The following is a 14,724-nucleotide window of genomic DNA, read 5'->3' on the forward strand; positions in this document are numbered from 1 at the left end:
CCCCTGATAAGGGTTGCGCTCAGATGAGCGGATCTTGGGCGACTGCACTTCTCAAAGGGTGGCACTGAGTGCCACCCTTTGATCGTTCATCGAGCGAAATCATTCGTGTCGAAGGTTGCTCATTTGAGCGCCCAACGGGGGGCTGTGGAGGTTCACGCGTTCAAGAAGTGAAAACATACGGCTGTGATCGCTTGCCGAGCCTTGACTTTCGATCCGCTGGCGGCCGAGTGGTTACAGGCGTATGACGCGCGAGTGGACGTACCCAGAAGCCTTTGATCTGGGTATGTTCCTCGCCGTCAGGGCAGCCACCGCGTCCTCGAGGAGTCGAGACCCGTGTCGGAAAACAAAGATCCCCACGTAGCTGAGCACGGTACGAGTGTTGAGGGCGTGAAGTTCGTTTACGACTTCACCGAGGGCAACAAGGACCTCAAGGACCTCCTCGGTGGCAAGGGCGCGAACCTCGCCGAGATGACGAACCTGGGCCTTCCGGTCCCGCCCGGCTTCACGATCACCACCGAGGCGTGCAAGGTCTACCTGGAAAGCGGCGAGGAGCCGGCGGCACTGCGTGACGAGGTGAGTGCGCACCTCGACGCGCTGGAGCAGCGCATGGGCAAGAAGCTCGGCCAGGCCGACGACCCGCTGCTGGTGTCGGTGCGCTCGGGCGCCAAGTTCTCGATGCCCGGCATGATGGACACCGTCCTCAACATCGGCCTCTCCGACAAGTCGGTGCAGGGCCTGGCCAAGCAGGCCGGCGACGAGCGCTTCGCCTGGGACTCCTACCGCCGCCTCATCCAGATGTTCGGCAAGACCGTCCTCGGCGTCGACGGCGAGCTCTTCGAGGACGCGCTGGAGAAGGCCAAGGAGACCAAGAAGGTCACGGTCGACACCGAGCTGGAGGCCGCCGACCTCAAGAAGCTCGTCACCAAGTTCAAGAAGATCGTCAAGACCGAGGCCGGCCGCGACTTCCCGCAGGACCCGCGCGAGCAGATGGACCTCGCGATCCACGCGGTCTTCGACTCCTGGAACACCGACCGCGCCAAGCTCTACCGCCGCCAGGAGCGCATCCCGCACGACCTGGGCACCGCCGTCAACGTCTGCTCGATGGTCTTCGGCAACCTCGGCCCCGACTCCGGCACCGGCGTCGCCTTCACCCGCGACCCCGCCTCCGGCCACCAGGGCGTCTACGGCGACTACCTGCAGAACGCCCAGGGCGAGGACGTGGTCGCGGGCATCCGCAACACCGTGCCGCTCGCGGAGCTGGAGCAGATCGACAAGAAGTCGTACGACCAGCTGATGCAGATCATGGAGACGCTGGAGAACCACTACAAGGACCTCTGCGACATCGAGTTCACCATCGAGCGCGGTGTGCTGTGGATGCTCCAGACGCGGGTCGGCAAGCGCACGGCGGGCGCGGCCTTCCGGATCGCGACCCAGTTGGTGGACCAAGGCCTGATCGACGAGGCCGAGGCGCTCACCCGTGTCAACGGCGCCCAGCTCGCGCAGCTGATGTTCCCGCGCTTCGACGAGGACTCGAAGGTCGCGACGGTCGGCCGGGGCATCGCGGCCTCCCCGGGCGCCGCGGTCGGCAAGGCGGTCTTCGACTCCTACACCGCCGTCAAGTGGTCCCGCTCCGGCGAGAAGGTCATCCTGATCCGCCGCGAGACCAACCCCGACGACCTCGACGGCATGATCGCCGCCGAGGGCATCCTGACCTCGCGCGGCGGCAAGACCTCCCACGCGGCCGTCGTCGCGCGCGGCATGGGCAAGACCTGTGTCTGCGGCGCCGAGGAGCTGGAGGTCGACACCAAGCGCCGCCGGATGACCGTGCCGGGCGGGCACATCGTCGAGGAGGGCGACGTCGTCTCCATCGACGGCTCGACGGGCAAGGTGTACCTCGGTGAGGTGCCGGTCGTGCCGTCCCCGGTCGTGGAGTACTTCGAGGGCCGGATGCACGCCGGTGCCGAGGACGCCGACGAGCTGGTCGAGGCGGTCCACCGCATCATGGCGTTCGCCGACCGCAAGCGCCGCCTGCGCGTGCGGGCCAACGCCGACAACGCCGAGGACGCGCTGCGCGCCCGCCGCTTCGGCGCCCAGGGCATCGGCCTGTGCCGCACCGAGCACATGTTCCTCGGCGACCGGCGCGAGCTGGTGGAGCGGCTGATCCTGGCCGACACCCAGGCCGAGCGCGAGGAGTCCCTCAAGGAACTGCTGCCGCTCCAGAAGCAGGACTTCGTCCAGCTCTTCGAGTCGATGGACGGCCTCCCGGTCACCGTCCGCCTCCTGGACCCGCCGCTGCACGAGTTCCTGCCCGACATCACCGAACTGTCGGTGCGCGTCGCCCTCGCGGAGTCCCGCCAGGAGCCCCACGAGAACGAACTGCGCCTCCTCCAGGCGGTCCACCGCCTGCACGAGCAGAACCCGATGCTCGGCCTGCGGGGCGTGCGCCTCGGCCTGGTCATCCCCGGCCTGTTCACCATGCAGGTCCGGGCGATCGCCGAGGCCGCCGCCGAGCGCAAGGCCGCCAAGGGCGACCCGCGCGCCGAGATCATGATCCCGCTCGTCGGCACGGTGCAGGAGCTGGAGATCGTGCGCGAGGAGGCCGACCAGGTCATCGCCGAGGTCGAGGCGGCCTCGGGCACGCAGCTCAAGCTGTCCATCGGCACGATGATCGAGCTGCCGCGTGCCGCCCTGACCGCCGGTCAGATCGCCGAGGCCGCCGAGTTCTTCTCCTTCGGCACGAACGACCTCACCCAGACGGTGTGGGGCTTCTCCCGGGACGACGTGGAGGCCAGCTTCTTCACCGCGTACCTGGAGAAGGGCATCTTCGGCGTCTCCCCGTTCGAGACGATCGACAAGGACGGCGTCGGCTCCCTGGTGAAGCTCGCCGCCCAGGCCGGCCGCGAGACCCGCCCGGACCTCAAGCTCGGCGTCTGCGGCGAGCACGGCGGTGACCCGGAGTCGGTCCACTTCTTCCACGAGGTGGGACTCGACTACGTCTCCTGCTCCCCGTTCCGCATCCCGGTCGCCCGCCTGGAAGCGGGCCGGGCGGCGGTGCAGTCGCAGGGCAGCGACCACCGGTAGACCCGTGGCCCGTGCAGTGCAGGGCCACTGAAGAACCCGGAGCCGTCGGCGGTCCCCGACCCTCACCGATCGCGGCGGCTCCGGAGCACGGAGGAGAGCGGGGGCACACCTTGTGCGGAGGTGCGCCCCCGCTCTCTCGTGTTCGGTCGTGCCGGTGCCGGAGCGGGCCGCGCGCTCGCTGCGTACCGCCGGCGCGGCCCGGTCACCGGGGCAGGCCTTCCCGCAAGGCTACGACGGTGCCGGTCAGGGCGGCCCGGTGCAGGGCGGTGAGGGCCGGCGGTGGGACCGCCAGCGGGAGGGATTCCAGGTCGGCGAGGGCGAACAGGCCGTCCTGGTCGTGCTCGTCGCTGCGCCTGACGGTCTGCCCGGGGGCGAGACGGCCGCCGTGGAAGTAGAAGTCGAGCACCGGGCCCGTGCCCTTCACGTCGGCCCGGTGGTCGTAGCCGATGAATCGGGGCTCCGCGTCCAGGGCGATGCCGGTCTCCTCGTGCAGCTCCCGGTACGCGGCACCGAGGGGGTCCTCCCCGTGGTCGAGCATGCCGCCCGGCAGCCCCCACAGCCCGACACCGGGCTGACCCTCGGCGTAGCGCAGCAGCAGCATCCGGTCCTCGGCGTCGAGGAGCAGGACGCAGGAGGCGACGATGGTCTGCGGCAGCGTCCTGACCCACTCGTCACGCGGCAGTACGCGCGGTACGTCGGTGGCGGGCACGGTCGTGTCCACGGTGGTGTTCCTTCCGTCGTCCGGGCAGCCCGGGACGAGCTGCCCAAACGGTGGAACGGCCGGGCGCGCCGATGGTCACCGGCGTACACGTGTCACGTGTCACGTGTCGCAGGCGATCCCGTCGTCGTCACGGTCCAGGTGGGAGGCGTAGCCGGGCTCACCACGGCGGATGGGGGCGGCACCGGCGGCCCGGACGGCGTCGCAGTTGGCGTAGTAGACGTCCGCCGAGCCCCCGGAGCCGCCCGAACCGCCCGAACCGCTGTCGTCGGAGCCGCCGCCCGTGGCCGGTCGTGCGGTGACCGTGGTGGTGGCTCGGACGGTCTTGGTGGCGGTGACCGTGGGAGCGGGTTCCGGCTTCTTCGCGAGAGGTGTCGCGGTGGCGGTGGTGGTCGCGGTGACCGTGACGGTCGGCTGCGGCTTCGCGGCCGCGGGCTTCGCGTCGGGCGTCGTTTCGTCGCCGGCGCCGATACCGGCGCCGATGAGCAGGGCCATGCCGAGGGCGGGCAGCACGTAGCGCTTCCGGGCCCAGCGGGGCGCGGGGCGTGCGGACTGCGGCGCGGGCGGCATGGGCGGCCCGGGATACGGGTTGGCGTTCGGGCCGGTGTACGGATTGGTCATGGTCGTCCCCCCAGTGGTGACACGTGAGGGGACGACCGTAGATCCGGGTGGCTCCGGATGGCGGAGGGGTGACCATTTTGTGATGGTCACGTGAAGCCCGGTGGGGCGGCTATGCGCGGAACGGGCCCTTCACCTCGTACGTGATGCCGCCCGACGAGCTGCCGCTGGTGCCGCGCTGGCTGGAGAAGTACAGGCGGGTGCCGTCCGGGGAGAAGGCCGGGCCCGTGATCTCGGAGCCGGACTGGCCGTCGATGCGGAGGAAGGGGGCGACCACGTCGTCGGGGGTGATGACGCAGATGTCCATGGTGCCGCCGTCCTCGGCGACGAAGAGGTCGCCGGAGGCGGAGCCGGTGACGTTGTCGACGCCGGTGAGCGGGGCCGTGCCGCTCGTCACCAGGGAGTCGTCGTAGGCGAGTTCGATGGTCTGGGCGGCGGCGTTGTACTGCCAGACGCGGTTGTCGCCCTTCGTGGTGAACCAGCAGGTGTCGTTCGCGTAGTAGCAGCCCTCGCCGCCGTTGAAGCGCTTGGCGCCGGAGACCTGGCCGCGGGTGGCGGTCGCGCCGGAGGGGTCGGGGACCCGGGCCCAGGTGACCGGGCCGCTGGTGCCGCTGCCGGCCACCAGGACCTCCAGCGTGCCGGAGGACAGGTCGCCCCAGGTCGTCGGGCGGAAGCGGTAGAAGCAGCCGTCGGTGACGTCCTCCGTCATGTAGACGACCTGGCGGACCGGGTCGGCCGCCGCCGCCTCGTGCTTGAAGCGGCCCATGGCGTCGCGGCGCACCGCCGCCTTCGTGCCCCAGGGGTCGGTCTCGTAGACGTAGCCCCGGTCCACCTCCTCGCAGGACAGCCAGGTGTTCCACGGCGTCTTGCCGCCCGCGCAGTTCTGCCGGGTGCTGGAGAGGATGCGGTACGCGCCGGTGATCGCGCCGGTCGACGAGAACCTCACCGCGCTCGCGCCGCCCGACGGATTGATCTCGGAGTTGGAGACATAGATCCAGCCCGTGCCGTCGGCGTAACAGGCGCCGCCGTCCGGGGCGTTGTGCCAGGTGTACGACGTGCTCCCGACCCGCTGGCCCGACCGGGCGATGACCCGGCTGGTGAAGCCGCTGGGGAGCCTGATGCCGTTGGCGTCCGGGGAGCCCAGCGGCCCGTAGGGGCCGGTGCCGGGCTGGGCCGGGGCCGCGTACGCGGCGCCGCGCCACAGGGTTCCGCCCAGGGCGGCCGAGGTGCCGCCGAGGACGGCCGCACGCAGGAGGCTACGACGTTCCACTCTCACTCCAGAGGTGCCGTACCGCCCTGCCGCCGGTCGACGGCAGGGTTGTGCGTGGGGGGAGGCGGGAGGGACGCTAAACGGGCAGGGTTGACGAGGCATGGACAACTCGTGGCCGTGGGGCGGCGGGCTCACGCGGGCAGTGCCGGGGCCTCCCGTTTCCGGCCGGTCCTCGGCCGGTCCGTGCCCGGTCCGTGTCCCTCGGCGGGTGGTCGTACGGACGGCAGGCGGATCACCACGTCCAGGCCGCCCGTCGCCGCCGCGTGCAGGGTCGCCTCGCCGCCGCTGGCGTGGGCGAGGCGCTGCACCAGGGCGAGGCCGAGTCCCGAGCCGCCCTTGGGGGCGCCCGGGGCGCGCCAGAAACGGTCGAAGGCGCGGGCCCGCTGCTCCTCCGTCATGCCGGGGCCCTCGTCGGTGACGTGCAGGTCGACCCAGCGGGGGCGGCTGTCGCGCAGGGCGCGCCGGGGCGGGGCCGGCACCCGCAGCTCGATCGTGACGGTGCTGCCGGGCGGGGACGCCCGCAGGGCGTTGGACAGCAGGTTGTCCATGATCTGCTCGACGGCTCCCGGCACGGCGAGCACCGGGCCGACGCCGCCCGCGAAGAGCACGAGGGAGACGTCCTCCCGCGCGAACAGGGGCTGCCAGGTGCGGTGCCGTTCCGCGCAGACCGCGCCCAGGTCGACGGGGGCGGGAATCGCCGCGTGCTCCTCCAGCCGGGCCATCGCCAGCAGGTGCTCGACCATCCGGGCGAGCCGGTCCGTCTCCGTGACGGCCGCGGTGAGGCTGCCCCGGGCCCGGGCGGCGACGTCCGGCTCCAGGTTCTCCAGACGCAGCCGCAGCGCCGCGAGCGGGGTCTTCAGCTGGTGCGAGGCCTCGCCGGCGAACGCCCGCTGGGAGGCGAGCAGATGGGCGAAGCGGGCCGCGGTACGGTTGAACGCCGCTGCCAGACTCCGTACTTCCGGTGGGCCCTTAGTGATCGTGACCGGGGTGAACCGGCCGCTGCCCTCTCCCAACTCGTGCGTCGCCTGCTCCAGTTCGCGGATGGGGCGGCCGGCCCAGCGGGCGAAGGCGAAACCGACCACGGCCACCGCCGTCAGCACGGCCAGCCCGCCGAGGACGAGCAGCAGCCACACGTGGTGCACCCGCTCGTGCACCGTCCGCGTGGGCACCGTCAGCCACACGGCACCCACCGGCCGCGCCTCCTGACCCACCGGCGCGGCCACCGACAGGTACTCGACCCCGCCGATCGTGGAGGTGCGCACATCCACCGTCGAGGTGCCCCGCAGCGCGGCCGCGATGCCCGGCCGGTCGGCCAGGGCGCCGGACACCGAGGTGTCCATCGGGTGCGAGGTGGCGAGCGTCGTGCCCGAGGCGGCGACGATCACCACCTTCCCGCCGATGCGCTTCGCGCAGTGCGCCACCCGCGCGGGCAGGTCCTGCTCGGCCCGCCCCGCCGCCAGGGACAGCGCGGCGTACGCGGAGACCGACTCGGCCTCGTCCTTCGCCGCGTTGACCACCTGCTCCCGCTCGCCGCGCGAGTAGACGAAGCCCAGCGGGATCTCCAGGCAGAGCAGCACCAGCGCGGCGAGACTGAGGTAGCTGATCAGCAGCCGACGGGTCATGGAGAGGCCACCTGCGGGGCGTTCGGCCCCGTGTGCACCGCCAGCCGGAAGCCCACGCCCCGCAGGGTCCTGATCCACGCCGGGTGGCCCAGCTTGCGGCGCAGCGCGGCCACATGGACGTCCAGCGTCTTGGTCGGGCCGTCGTAGTGGGGATCCCAGACGCGGTCGAGGATCTGCTGGCGTGAGTAGACCGCGCCCGGGTCCTCACTGAGGAGCGCCAGCAGGTCGAACTCCTTCGGGGTGAGCGGTACGGGGGAGTCGCCGACCCAGACCTGGCGGGTGCGGCGGTCCACGACGAGCGGGCCCGGGTCGTGCGGAGGGTCGGGGGCCGGGTCGTACGACGGTGTGGCAGCGGGGTCGGCTGGTGTGGACGGTGGGGGCGGTGTGGACGACGTGACCTGTGAAGTGACCGGTGTGACCGGTGGTGCCGGGGGCTCCGGGAACGTCTGCTGGGTGCGTTGCGTGCGGCGCGTCACCGCCCGGACCCGGGCCACCAGCTCCCGCACGCTGAATGGTTTCGCCAGGTAGTCGTCGGCGCCCAGTTCCAGGCCCAGCACGCGGTCGGCCTCCTCGCCGCGGGCGCTGAGGATGACGATGGGCACGTCCGAGACCTGCCGGATACCGCGGCAGACGTCGATGCCGTCCATGTCCGGCAGTCCCAGGTCGAGCAGGACGACGTCGTTGTACGGGCCTCTCAGCCCGTCCGTGCCCGTGGCGACATGATCGACCGTCAGCCCGAAGTGGCCCAGCCCTTCGGTGAGCGGCTCCGCGATCGTCTCGTCGTCCTCGATGAGCAGCACTCGTAGGCCCATACGTCCTGTCTCTCCGTGAAGCCGACATGAATCCGGGCAGCGTGAATTCGCATTCTCCGCCCTGGAGTTCACACGCTACAAGATGACCGTTCTTCTGGGTATCCGGACAAAGAATGTTCAATTCCTGGCCGTGCTCTGGAGTTCGCTTAACCTTCCTCTGTAGGTCGTCCGTCTACGGTTGGGTGCACGGAACGAAACCGCAGCTCAGGAGGCAGAGTTGAAGGCATTGCTGGACCGTGCCCGCACGTTCAGGACGCGCGTCGATTTCGACAGCGGCGAATACCGGAAACTGGCCGAGGGGCAATATCCGGAGGCGTTGTTCATCACCTGCTCGGACTCCCGGGTCATACCCGCACTCATCACGGGTGCGCGGCCCGGGGAGATATTCGAGCTGCGCAACGCGGGCAATATCGTGCCGCCCTACGGACGGCCCGGGGCCTCGGGAGAGGCGGCCACCATCGAGTACGCACTGGAAGTGCTCGGGGTTCAGGACATCGTGGTGTGCGGTCACTCACACTGCGGCGCGATGGGTGCGCTGAAGTCCGGCGACGACCTGTCCGCGCTGCCGGGCGTGGACGCCTGGCTCCACATCGCCCGCCCGGAACTGGCCCCCGTACTGGAGTCCGCGCCGGACGACCCGTCGCTGCCGGAGGTCTCCCAGGGCAACGTCGTCAACCAGCTGGCCGCGCTGCGGAGTTACCCGGTGGTGCGACAGCGGCTCGACGCGGGCCGGCTGCGGCTGCACGGCTGGTACTACGAGGTCGACACGGGGTTCGTCTACGAACTCGGCGACGACGGCGCGTTCCAGGTGCATGCCGCGTGAGCGGGGCGCATGCGCGGGGGCGGGTACGGGGTGGTGCCACGCCGGGGGGCCGGCGGTCGGCTGGTTCCGAGGGGGGTGCTGCCGATTGGGAGCCGGGTGGTTCCTCGGGGGGCTCGGGGGACTGGGGGTCGGACGGCGGCTTCCCAGGGGGCCTGGGCGGTCGCGGTGAGGGCGCGGCGGGTTGGGGGGCGGCTGGTTCCGAGGGGGGTGCTTCGGGCTGGGGATCCGGCGGTCCCTCGGAAGGTGCGGGGGACTGGGGGGTGGGCGGCTTCGCAGAGGGCCCGGGGGACTGGGGGTCGGGTGGTCACGGGGAGTCCGCGGCGGACTGGGGCCCGGGCGGTCGCGGCGAGGGCGCGGCGGGTTGGGGGACGGCTGGTTCCGACGGGGGCGCTTCGGACTGGGGGCCGGGCAGCCCTGTGGGTGGTTCGGAGAGGGGTGCCGCGGGCTGGGGAGCAGGCGGGTCGGCGGGCGGCTTGATGGGGGGTCGGTCGGGTGGCCCCGGCGGTGGCCTGGTCGGGGACTCGGCGGGGGGTGCCGCGGGCGGCCGGTCGGGGAGCCCCGGCGGTGACCCGGCATGGGACTCCCCGGGAGGTTTTGCGGGCGGCCGGTCGGGTGGCGGTGGCCCGGGTGGCGGCTCCGCGTGGGACTCGGCGGGGCGTGCCGCGCGTGGACGGCCGGGAGGTCCGGCGGGTGGTCGATCGGGTGGCCCGGTCCACGGCCCTGATGGCGGCCCCGGCTACGGCTCGGACGGCGGACCCGGCTACGGCTCGGATGGCGGCCCGGGCCACGGCTTGGACGGCCGCCCCGGCTTCGGCTCGGACGGCGGCCCCGGCTTCGGCTCGGATGGCGGCCCGGGCCACGGCTTGGACGGCCGCCCCGGCTTCGGCTCGGATGGCGGCCCGGGCCACGGCTTGGACGGCCGCCCCGGCTTCGGCTCGGACGGCGGCCCGGGCCACGGCTCGGACGGCCGTCCCGGCTACGGCCCGAATGGCGGTCCCGGCCGTGGCCCTGCGTGGGACTCGGCAGGCGGCGTCGCAGGGCGGCGGTCGGGCGGTCCCGCTGGTGGGCCGGGGGGCGGCTCGGGCGGTGTGCTGGGTGTGCTGGGTGGGCTGGCCGGGCGGGTGACGGGCGGGGGCGGCAAGGGCCGGGCCAAGGCCGACCTCGTCACCGACATCACCGCCTCGCTCGTCGTCTTCCTCGTCGCCCTGCCGCTGTGCATCGGCGTCGCCGTCGCCTCCGGCGTGCCCGCCGAGCTCGGGATCATCTCCGGGGTGATCGGCGGTCTGGTCGTCGGCGCGGCGCGCGGCAGTACGCTCCAGGTCAGCGGGCCCGCCGCCGGCCTCGCCGCGCTGGTCGCGGAGACCGTCGCCGAGGTCGGCGTGGCCATGCTCGGCGTGATCGTGCTGTTCTCCGGGATCCTCCAGATCATCCTGGGACTGGTGCGGCTCGGCCGGATGTTCCAGGCCATCTCCGTCGCCGTCGTCCAGGGCATGCTGGCCGGCATCGGTGTGCCGCTGATGTTCAGCCAGGCCTATCCGATGGCCGACGCCAAGGCCCCCGGCACGGCGATCGAGAACATGGCCGGCATCCCCGCCCTGCTGGCAGGGATCCTGACCGACCCGCAGGCGATGATCGCCACGCTGCTCGGCGTCGTCACGATCGTGCTCAGCTTCGTGTGGAAGAAGGTGCCGGGCCCGGCCGGGAAGATCCCGGCCGCGCTGGTCGCCGTGGGCATCGGCATCGTGGTCGCCGCCCTGCCCGGCGTGAACATCAAGACGCTCCAGGTGGGCAATCTGCTCGCCTCCGTGTCGCTGCCCGGGGCCGAGCAGTTCACCGGGCTCGCGGACGGGGCGATCATCACCGCCATCCTCACCTTCACGGTCATCGCGTCCGCCGAGAGCCTGTTCACGGCCGCCGCGGTGGACCGCATGCACAGCGGCCCGCGCACCCGCTACAACACCGAGCTGATCGCCCAGGGCGCCGGGAACACCGTCGCCGGCATCCTCGGCGCGCTCCCCATCACCGCGGTCGTGGCCCGCAGTTCGGCCAACGTCCAGGCCGGGGCCAAGACCCGGCTCTCGCGCACCCTGCACGGCCTGTGGCTGCTCGCGTTCGCGCTGCTGCTGCCGCAGGTGCTCGCGCTCATCCCGATCTCGGTGCTCGCCGGCGTCCTCGTGCACAGCGGCTGGAAGCTGTTCGGGCCCGCCGAGTTCCCGAAGATGTGGCGGCAGGACAAGGGCGAGTTCGCGGTGATGACACTGACCACCCTGGTCATCGTGGTGACCGCACTGCTGGAGGGCGTGCTGATCGGCCTCGCCGCGGGCATCGTGCTGGCCGCGCTGCGCATGTCCCAGACCGCGATCCGCCAGCACGTCGAGGACGACACGGCGAAGGTCGTCATGGCCGGCAACGCGACGTTCCTGCGGCTGCCGAAGGTGATCGAGGCGCTGGAGGCCGCCGCCGCGGCCGGGAAGCCGAGGATCCGGCTCGACCTGACCGGCGTGACCCACCTGGACCACGCCTGCCGCAACCAGGTCGAGGAGTTCACCGCCCAGCAACGGGGGCTGGGGCTGCGGGTGGAGCTGCTGATGCCGGGGGAGGCGAAACCGGCCGCCGGCCGGGCCGCTGCTCCGCCAGCCGCGGACGCCCAGGCGCCGCTGCCCAAACGGCCCGTCACGGCGACGGCAGAAGAACCATGGCGCGAAGCAGCGGGGGAGCCCTCCCCCTGGCCCACCGCCGACGCCGAGTGGTTCTACCTCGACACCCGGCCCCTCCCGGACGACCAGCGGTCGAGCCCGGTGGGCTGACGGAGCGGCCGGGAGCCGGTGGCCCGGGCACGCCTCGCCTCCAGGCCTCCTCGTAGGCTGGGGCGCGGCCACCGACGAAAGGGAGCCTGCCATGCCAGGCTGGAACACACAGGACATCCCGGACCAGAGCGGCCGCGTCGCCGTCGTCACCGGCGCCAACAGCGGGATCGGGTTCGTCACGGCACGGGAACTGGCCCGCAAGGGCGCGCGGGTGGTGCTCGCGTGCCGCAGCGAGGCCCGGGGCCGGGAGGCCGTGGACCGGCTCCGGGCGGAACTGCCCGAGGCCCGGGTCGAGCTGGGGCGGCTCGACCTCGGGGACCTCGCCTCCGTACGGGAGTTCGCGGCCGGTTTCCCGTACGAGCGGCTGGACGTGCTCGTCGACAACGCCGGGGTGATGGCGCTGCCGTACGGGACGACGGCGGACGGCTTCGAGACGCAGTTCGGGGTCAACCACCTGGGGCACTTCGCCCTCACCGGCCTGCTGCTGCCCGCGCTGCTTGCCGCGCAGGGGGCCCGGGTCGTGGTCGTCTCCAGCGGGATGCACGCCTTCGCCAACATCGACATCAACGACCTCAACAGCGAGCGGCGCTACCGGCGCTGGATCGCCTACGCCCGTTCCAAGACGGCCAACCTGCTGTTCACGCACGAGCTGGCGCGCCGGGCCGCGGCGCACGGCAGGGACCTGGTGGCGGCCGCGGCCCACCCCGGGTACGCGGCCACCAACCTCCAGACCACCGGACCGCTCGCCGAGGGACGTCCGGCCGCCGAACGGCTCGTGCGGATCGGCAACCGGGTCATCGCGCAGCCGGCCGAGGCGGGCGCGCTGCCGATCCTCTACGCCGCGACAGAACCCGGCGTGCGGCCCGACTCCTTCACCGGCCCCAAGATCGCCATGTGGCGCGGGGCGCCCGCACCGTCCTGGCGGGCGCCCTGGACCCTCAACGACACGGCGGGGCAGCGGCTGTGGGCCGCGTCCGAGGAACTCACCGGCGTGACGTACGACGCCCTGAAGGCATGACGCTGACGCTCACAGGGACACGGCCACCGCGTTGAACGTCGTCTGAGGCGTCTGCGGGCTGGTGAAGCGGGCGTTGACCAGGTAGAGGCGGTCGCCGTAGCGGGCGGCGGTGGTGGGGACGTCGAAGCGCGGGTCGGTGATCGTCCTGGTCAGCGTGGCGGTGGTGGCCTTCCGGTCGAGGTGCCAGACGGTGATCTTGTTCAGGCGGTTCTGGACGACGTACAGCGTGCGGCCGAGGCGGACCAGGCCGTCGCCGCCCGCCACGTCCGGCGCGCCGTTCAGCGTGACCTTGACGGCGTGGCCGGTCTTCACGTCCACGGTGTACAGCTGACCCGCGTTGACGACGATCAGGCCACGCCCGTCGGGCGTGGCGACCAGGCCGTTGGCGCTGTTGGTCCCGGCGGGCGCCTGCACCCACTCGCCGGTGAGCGGCAGGGCGCGGACCTCGCCCCGCCGGCCGCGCGGCACGCCGTGGAGGACGGCCGCCCGGGAGTCGGTGAACCAGGCCCGGTCCTCGTGCAGGACGACGTCGTTGATGAACGGCGCGGCGTCCCGCGTGAGTTGGTAGGTGGTGAGCAGCTCGCCGGTGCGGGCGTCGACGATCCTCGCGGTGCCGCCGGCTCCGCTGGCCACGTACAGCAGGCCGTCGCGGTCCAGCTTCAGGCCGATGGACGCGAGACCGGCGGTGCCCTCGTGCAGGACCCGGCCCTTGCCGGTGCGCAGGTCGGTGCGGTAGATCGCGCCGTCGGCGCGCGAGCCCATGTACGCGTATGGCCTGCTGCCGATGGTGATGCCCTCGGGGAGCCAGCCGTCGGGCAGCGGGAACTCGGTCGGCCAACTGGTCCCGGGGGCGGCCTGGGCCGTGCCGGTGGTGCCGGCGGCCACCGCGAGCGCGGCGACGGCCCCGCCGAGCACGGTCCGCCGGGACGGCCGGGGATGGTTCCGAGTCATGGTCGGGCCTCCGTGGAAGGAAGGTGGGGATGTGACTCGATGAAACGCGAAGGACTCCTGGCACGGCAGTCGAGTCGGCGAACTCGACAGCAACTCGACAGCCCGGCCCGCCAGTTGATCAGTAGACGATCGACACGATCCCGCACACGGCCTCGCCGAGTCGCCGGTCCCCCTCGACCCGGGCCCGGGTGAGAGCGTCGGCCGGCTGGACACCCCGCGTGCACAGCCGCCAGGCGGTCTCCGAGTCCAGTTCCACGACGGCTGCCGCAGGCCGACCGCCGGGATCCTCCGCCAGGGACCAGCCCTCCGGCCCGGCGGTCACGGCCCACGCGCCCCCTCCCGGCCCGGGGACGGTGACCTCCACCCGTGTGCCGGCCTGTGCGACGGTGTCGCGCAGTGTGTGGGGCAGGGCCCGCATGAATGTGTCCAGGACCAGGGACAGGGCCCGCGGCTCGGGGTCGGTGCCCAGCCCGGCCGCGTGCCGGATCTGCTGGCGGTGCGTCCAGTACTCCGTGAACTCCCGGGCGCAGTCCAGCCACATCGGCGCCGGATCCGCCCCGGCCCAGGACACGCCGAGGGACGGCGCGTCCAGGTCGGCGTGCGCGAAGCGGCCGGCCAGTTCGGAGCCGGCTTCCTCCAGGGCGTCGACGAGCGAGGCCGGGTCCATGTCCCGGTGGCGGTCGACCCACTCCTGGTTCGCGCGGTGGATGAACGCCTCCAGGGTCTCTCCCGGCGCGAAGGCCCCGAACTCGCGGCGGCCGAGGCGGGCGCGGTAGTCGCCGAGGACGTGCACGGCGACGTCGTGCACGGTCCAGCCCGGCACGGCCGTCTCACGCCACTGCCCCGGCCGAAGATCCCGCAACAGGCCGAGCAGCGCCCGGAGTTCCGGCTCGAACAGCGGGCGGGCGTCGATCGGAGGGCCGAGCCGGGAGAGGCCGGGCCTGTCGTTCGGCTGCGCAACCATGGCCCCAGCCTGCCAGGGGACAAGCAGGAACGCCCCTCCG

11 protein-coding genes are annotated in these 14,724 nt (G+C 72.5%); 4 read left to right on the forward strand and 7 right to left on the reverse strand.

The genetic code is table 11. The annotated features are described in order from the left end of the window. The first annotated feature begins 333 nt into the window (after positions 1–333). Complete coding sequence (gene ppdK / locus ACZ3I3_RS10780; RefSeq protein WP_467364143.1) at positions 334–3,081, forward strand: pyruvate, phosphate dikinase; 2,748 nt, start codon at positions 334–336, stop codon at positions 3,079–3,081. 202 nt (positions 3,082–3,283) lie between these two features. Here the strand turns inward: ppdK and ACZ3I3_RS10785 are convergent, their stop codons facing one another. The 5 genes from ACZ3I3_RS10785 to ACZ3I3_RS10805 form a co-directional block, all read right to left on the reverse strand. Further along, positions 3,284–3,802, reverse strand: a complete 519-nt coding sequence (locus tag ACZ3I3_RS10785) for an NUDIX hydrolase (protein WP_467364144.1) — start codon at positions 3,800–3,802, stop codon at positions 3,284–3,286. 99 nt (positions 3,803–3,901) lie between these two features. Continuing rightward, positions 3,902–4,420, reverse strand: a complete 519-nt coding sequence (locus tag ACZ3I3_RS10790) for an excalibur calcium-binding domain-containing protein (RefSeq protein ID WP_467364145.1) — start codon at positions 4,418–4,420, stop codon at positions 3,902–3,904. Between the two features lie 109 nt (positions 4,421–4,529). Next, the gene (locus tag ACZ3I3_RS10795) at positions 4,530–5,687 is read right to left on the reverse strand and encodes an alkaline phosphatase PhoX (protein ID WP_467364146.1); all 1,158 of its coding nucleotides are present in this window, start codon (positions 5,685–5,687) and stop codon (positions 4,530–4,532) included. 131 nt (positions 5,688–5,818) lie between these two features. Next, complete coding sequence (locus tag ACZ3I3_RS10800) at positions 5,819–7,309, reverse strand: sensor histidine kinase (protein WP_467364147.1); 1,491 nt, start codon at positions 7,307–7,309, stop codon at positions 5,819–5,821. Further along, positions 7,306–8,121, reverse strand: a complete 816-nt coding sequence (locus ACZ3I3_RS10805; RefSeq protein ID WP_467364148.1) for a response regulator transcription factor — start codon at positions 8,119–8,121, stop codon at positions 7,306–7,308. The genes ACZ3I3_RS10800 and ACZ3I3_RS10805 overlap by 4 nt, the downstream gene beginning before the upstream one ends. Before the next feature lie 217 nt (positions 8,122–8,338). Here ACZ3I3_RS10805 and ACZ3I3_RS10810 point away from each other — a divergent pair, with 217 nt between their 5' ends. The 3 genes from ACZ3I3_RS10810 (at position 8,339) to ACZ3I3_RS10820 (ending at position 12,769) form a co-directional block, all read left to right on the forward strand. After that, on the forward strand, positions 8,339–8,944 hold the full coding sequence (locus ACZ3I3_RS10810) for a carbonic anhydrase (RefSeq protein WP_356929441.1): 606 nt from the start codon (positions 8,339–8,341) through the stop codon (positions 8,942–8,944). 1,121 nt (positions 8,945–10,065) lie between these two features. Further along, a complete protein-coding gene (locus ACZ3I3_RS10815; protein WP_467364285.1) occupies positions 10,066–11,751 on the forward strand; it encodes a SulP family inorganic anion transporter in 1,686 nt (561 codons plus the stop codon). A 91-nt stretch (positions 11,752–11,842) separates the two neighbouring features. Beyond that, a complete protein-coding gene (locus ACZ3I3_RS10820) occupies positions 11,843–12,769 on the forward strand; it encodes an oxidoreductase (protein WP_467364149.1) in 927 nt (308 codons plus the stop codon). Positions 12,770–12,778: 9 nt separating this feature from the next. Here the strand turns inward: ACZ3I3_RS10820 and ACZ3I3_RS10825 are convergent, their stop codons facing one another. Together ACZ3I3_RS10825 and ACZ3I3_RS10830 are read right to left on the reverse strand one after the other, a co-directional pair. Then, positions 12,779–13,720, reverse strand: coding sequence for an SMP-30/gluconolactonase/LRE family protein (locus ACZ3I3_RS10825; RefSeq protein WP_467364150.1), 942 nt, complete (start codon positions 13,718–13,720; stop codon positions 12,779–12,781). 118 nt (positions 13,721–13,838) lie between these two features. After that, positions 13,839–14,684, reverse strand: coding sequence for a maleylpyruvate isomerase family mycothiol-dependent enzyme (locus ACZ3I3_RS10830; RefSeq protein ID WP_467364151.1), 846 nt, complete (start codon positions 14,682–14,684; stop codon positions 13,839–13,841). Positions 14,685–14,724 lie beyond the last annotated feature (40 nt).

This window comes from Streptomyces sp. NPDC016851 (assembly GCF_055562795.1).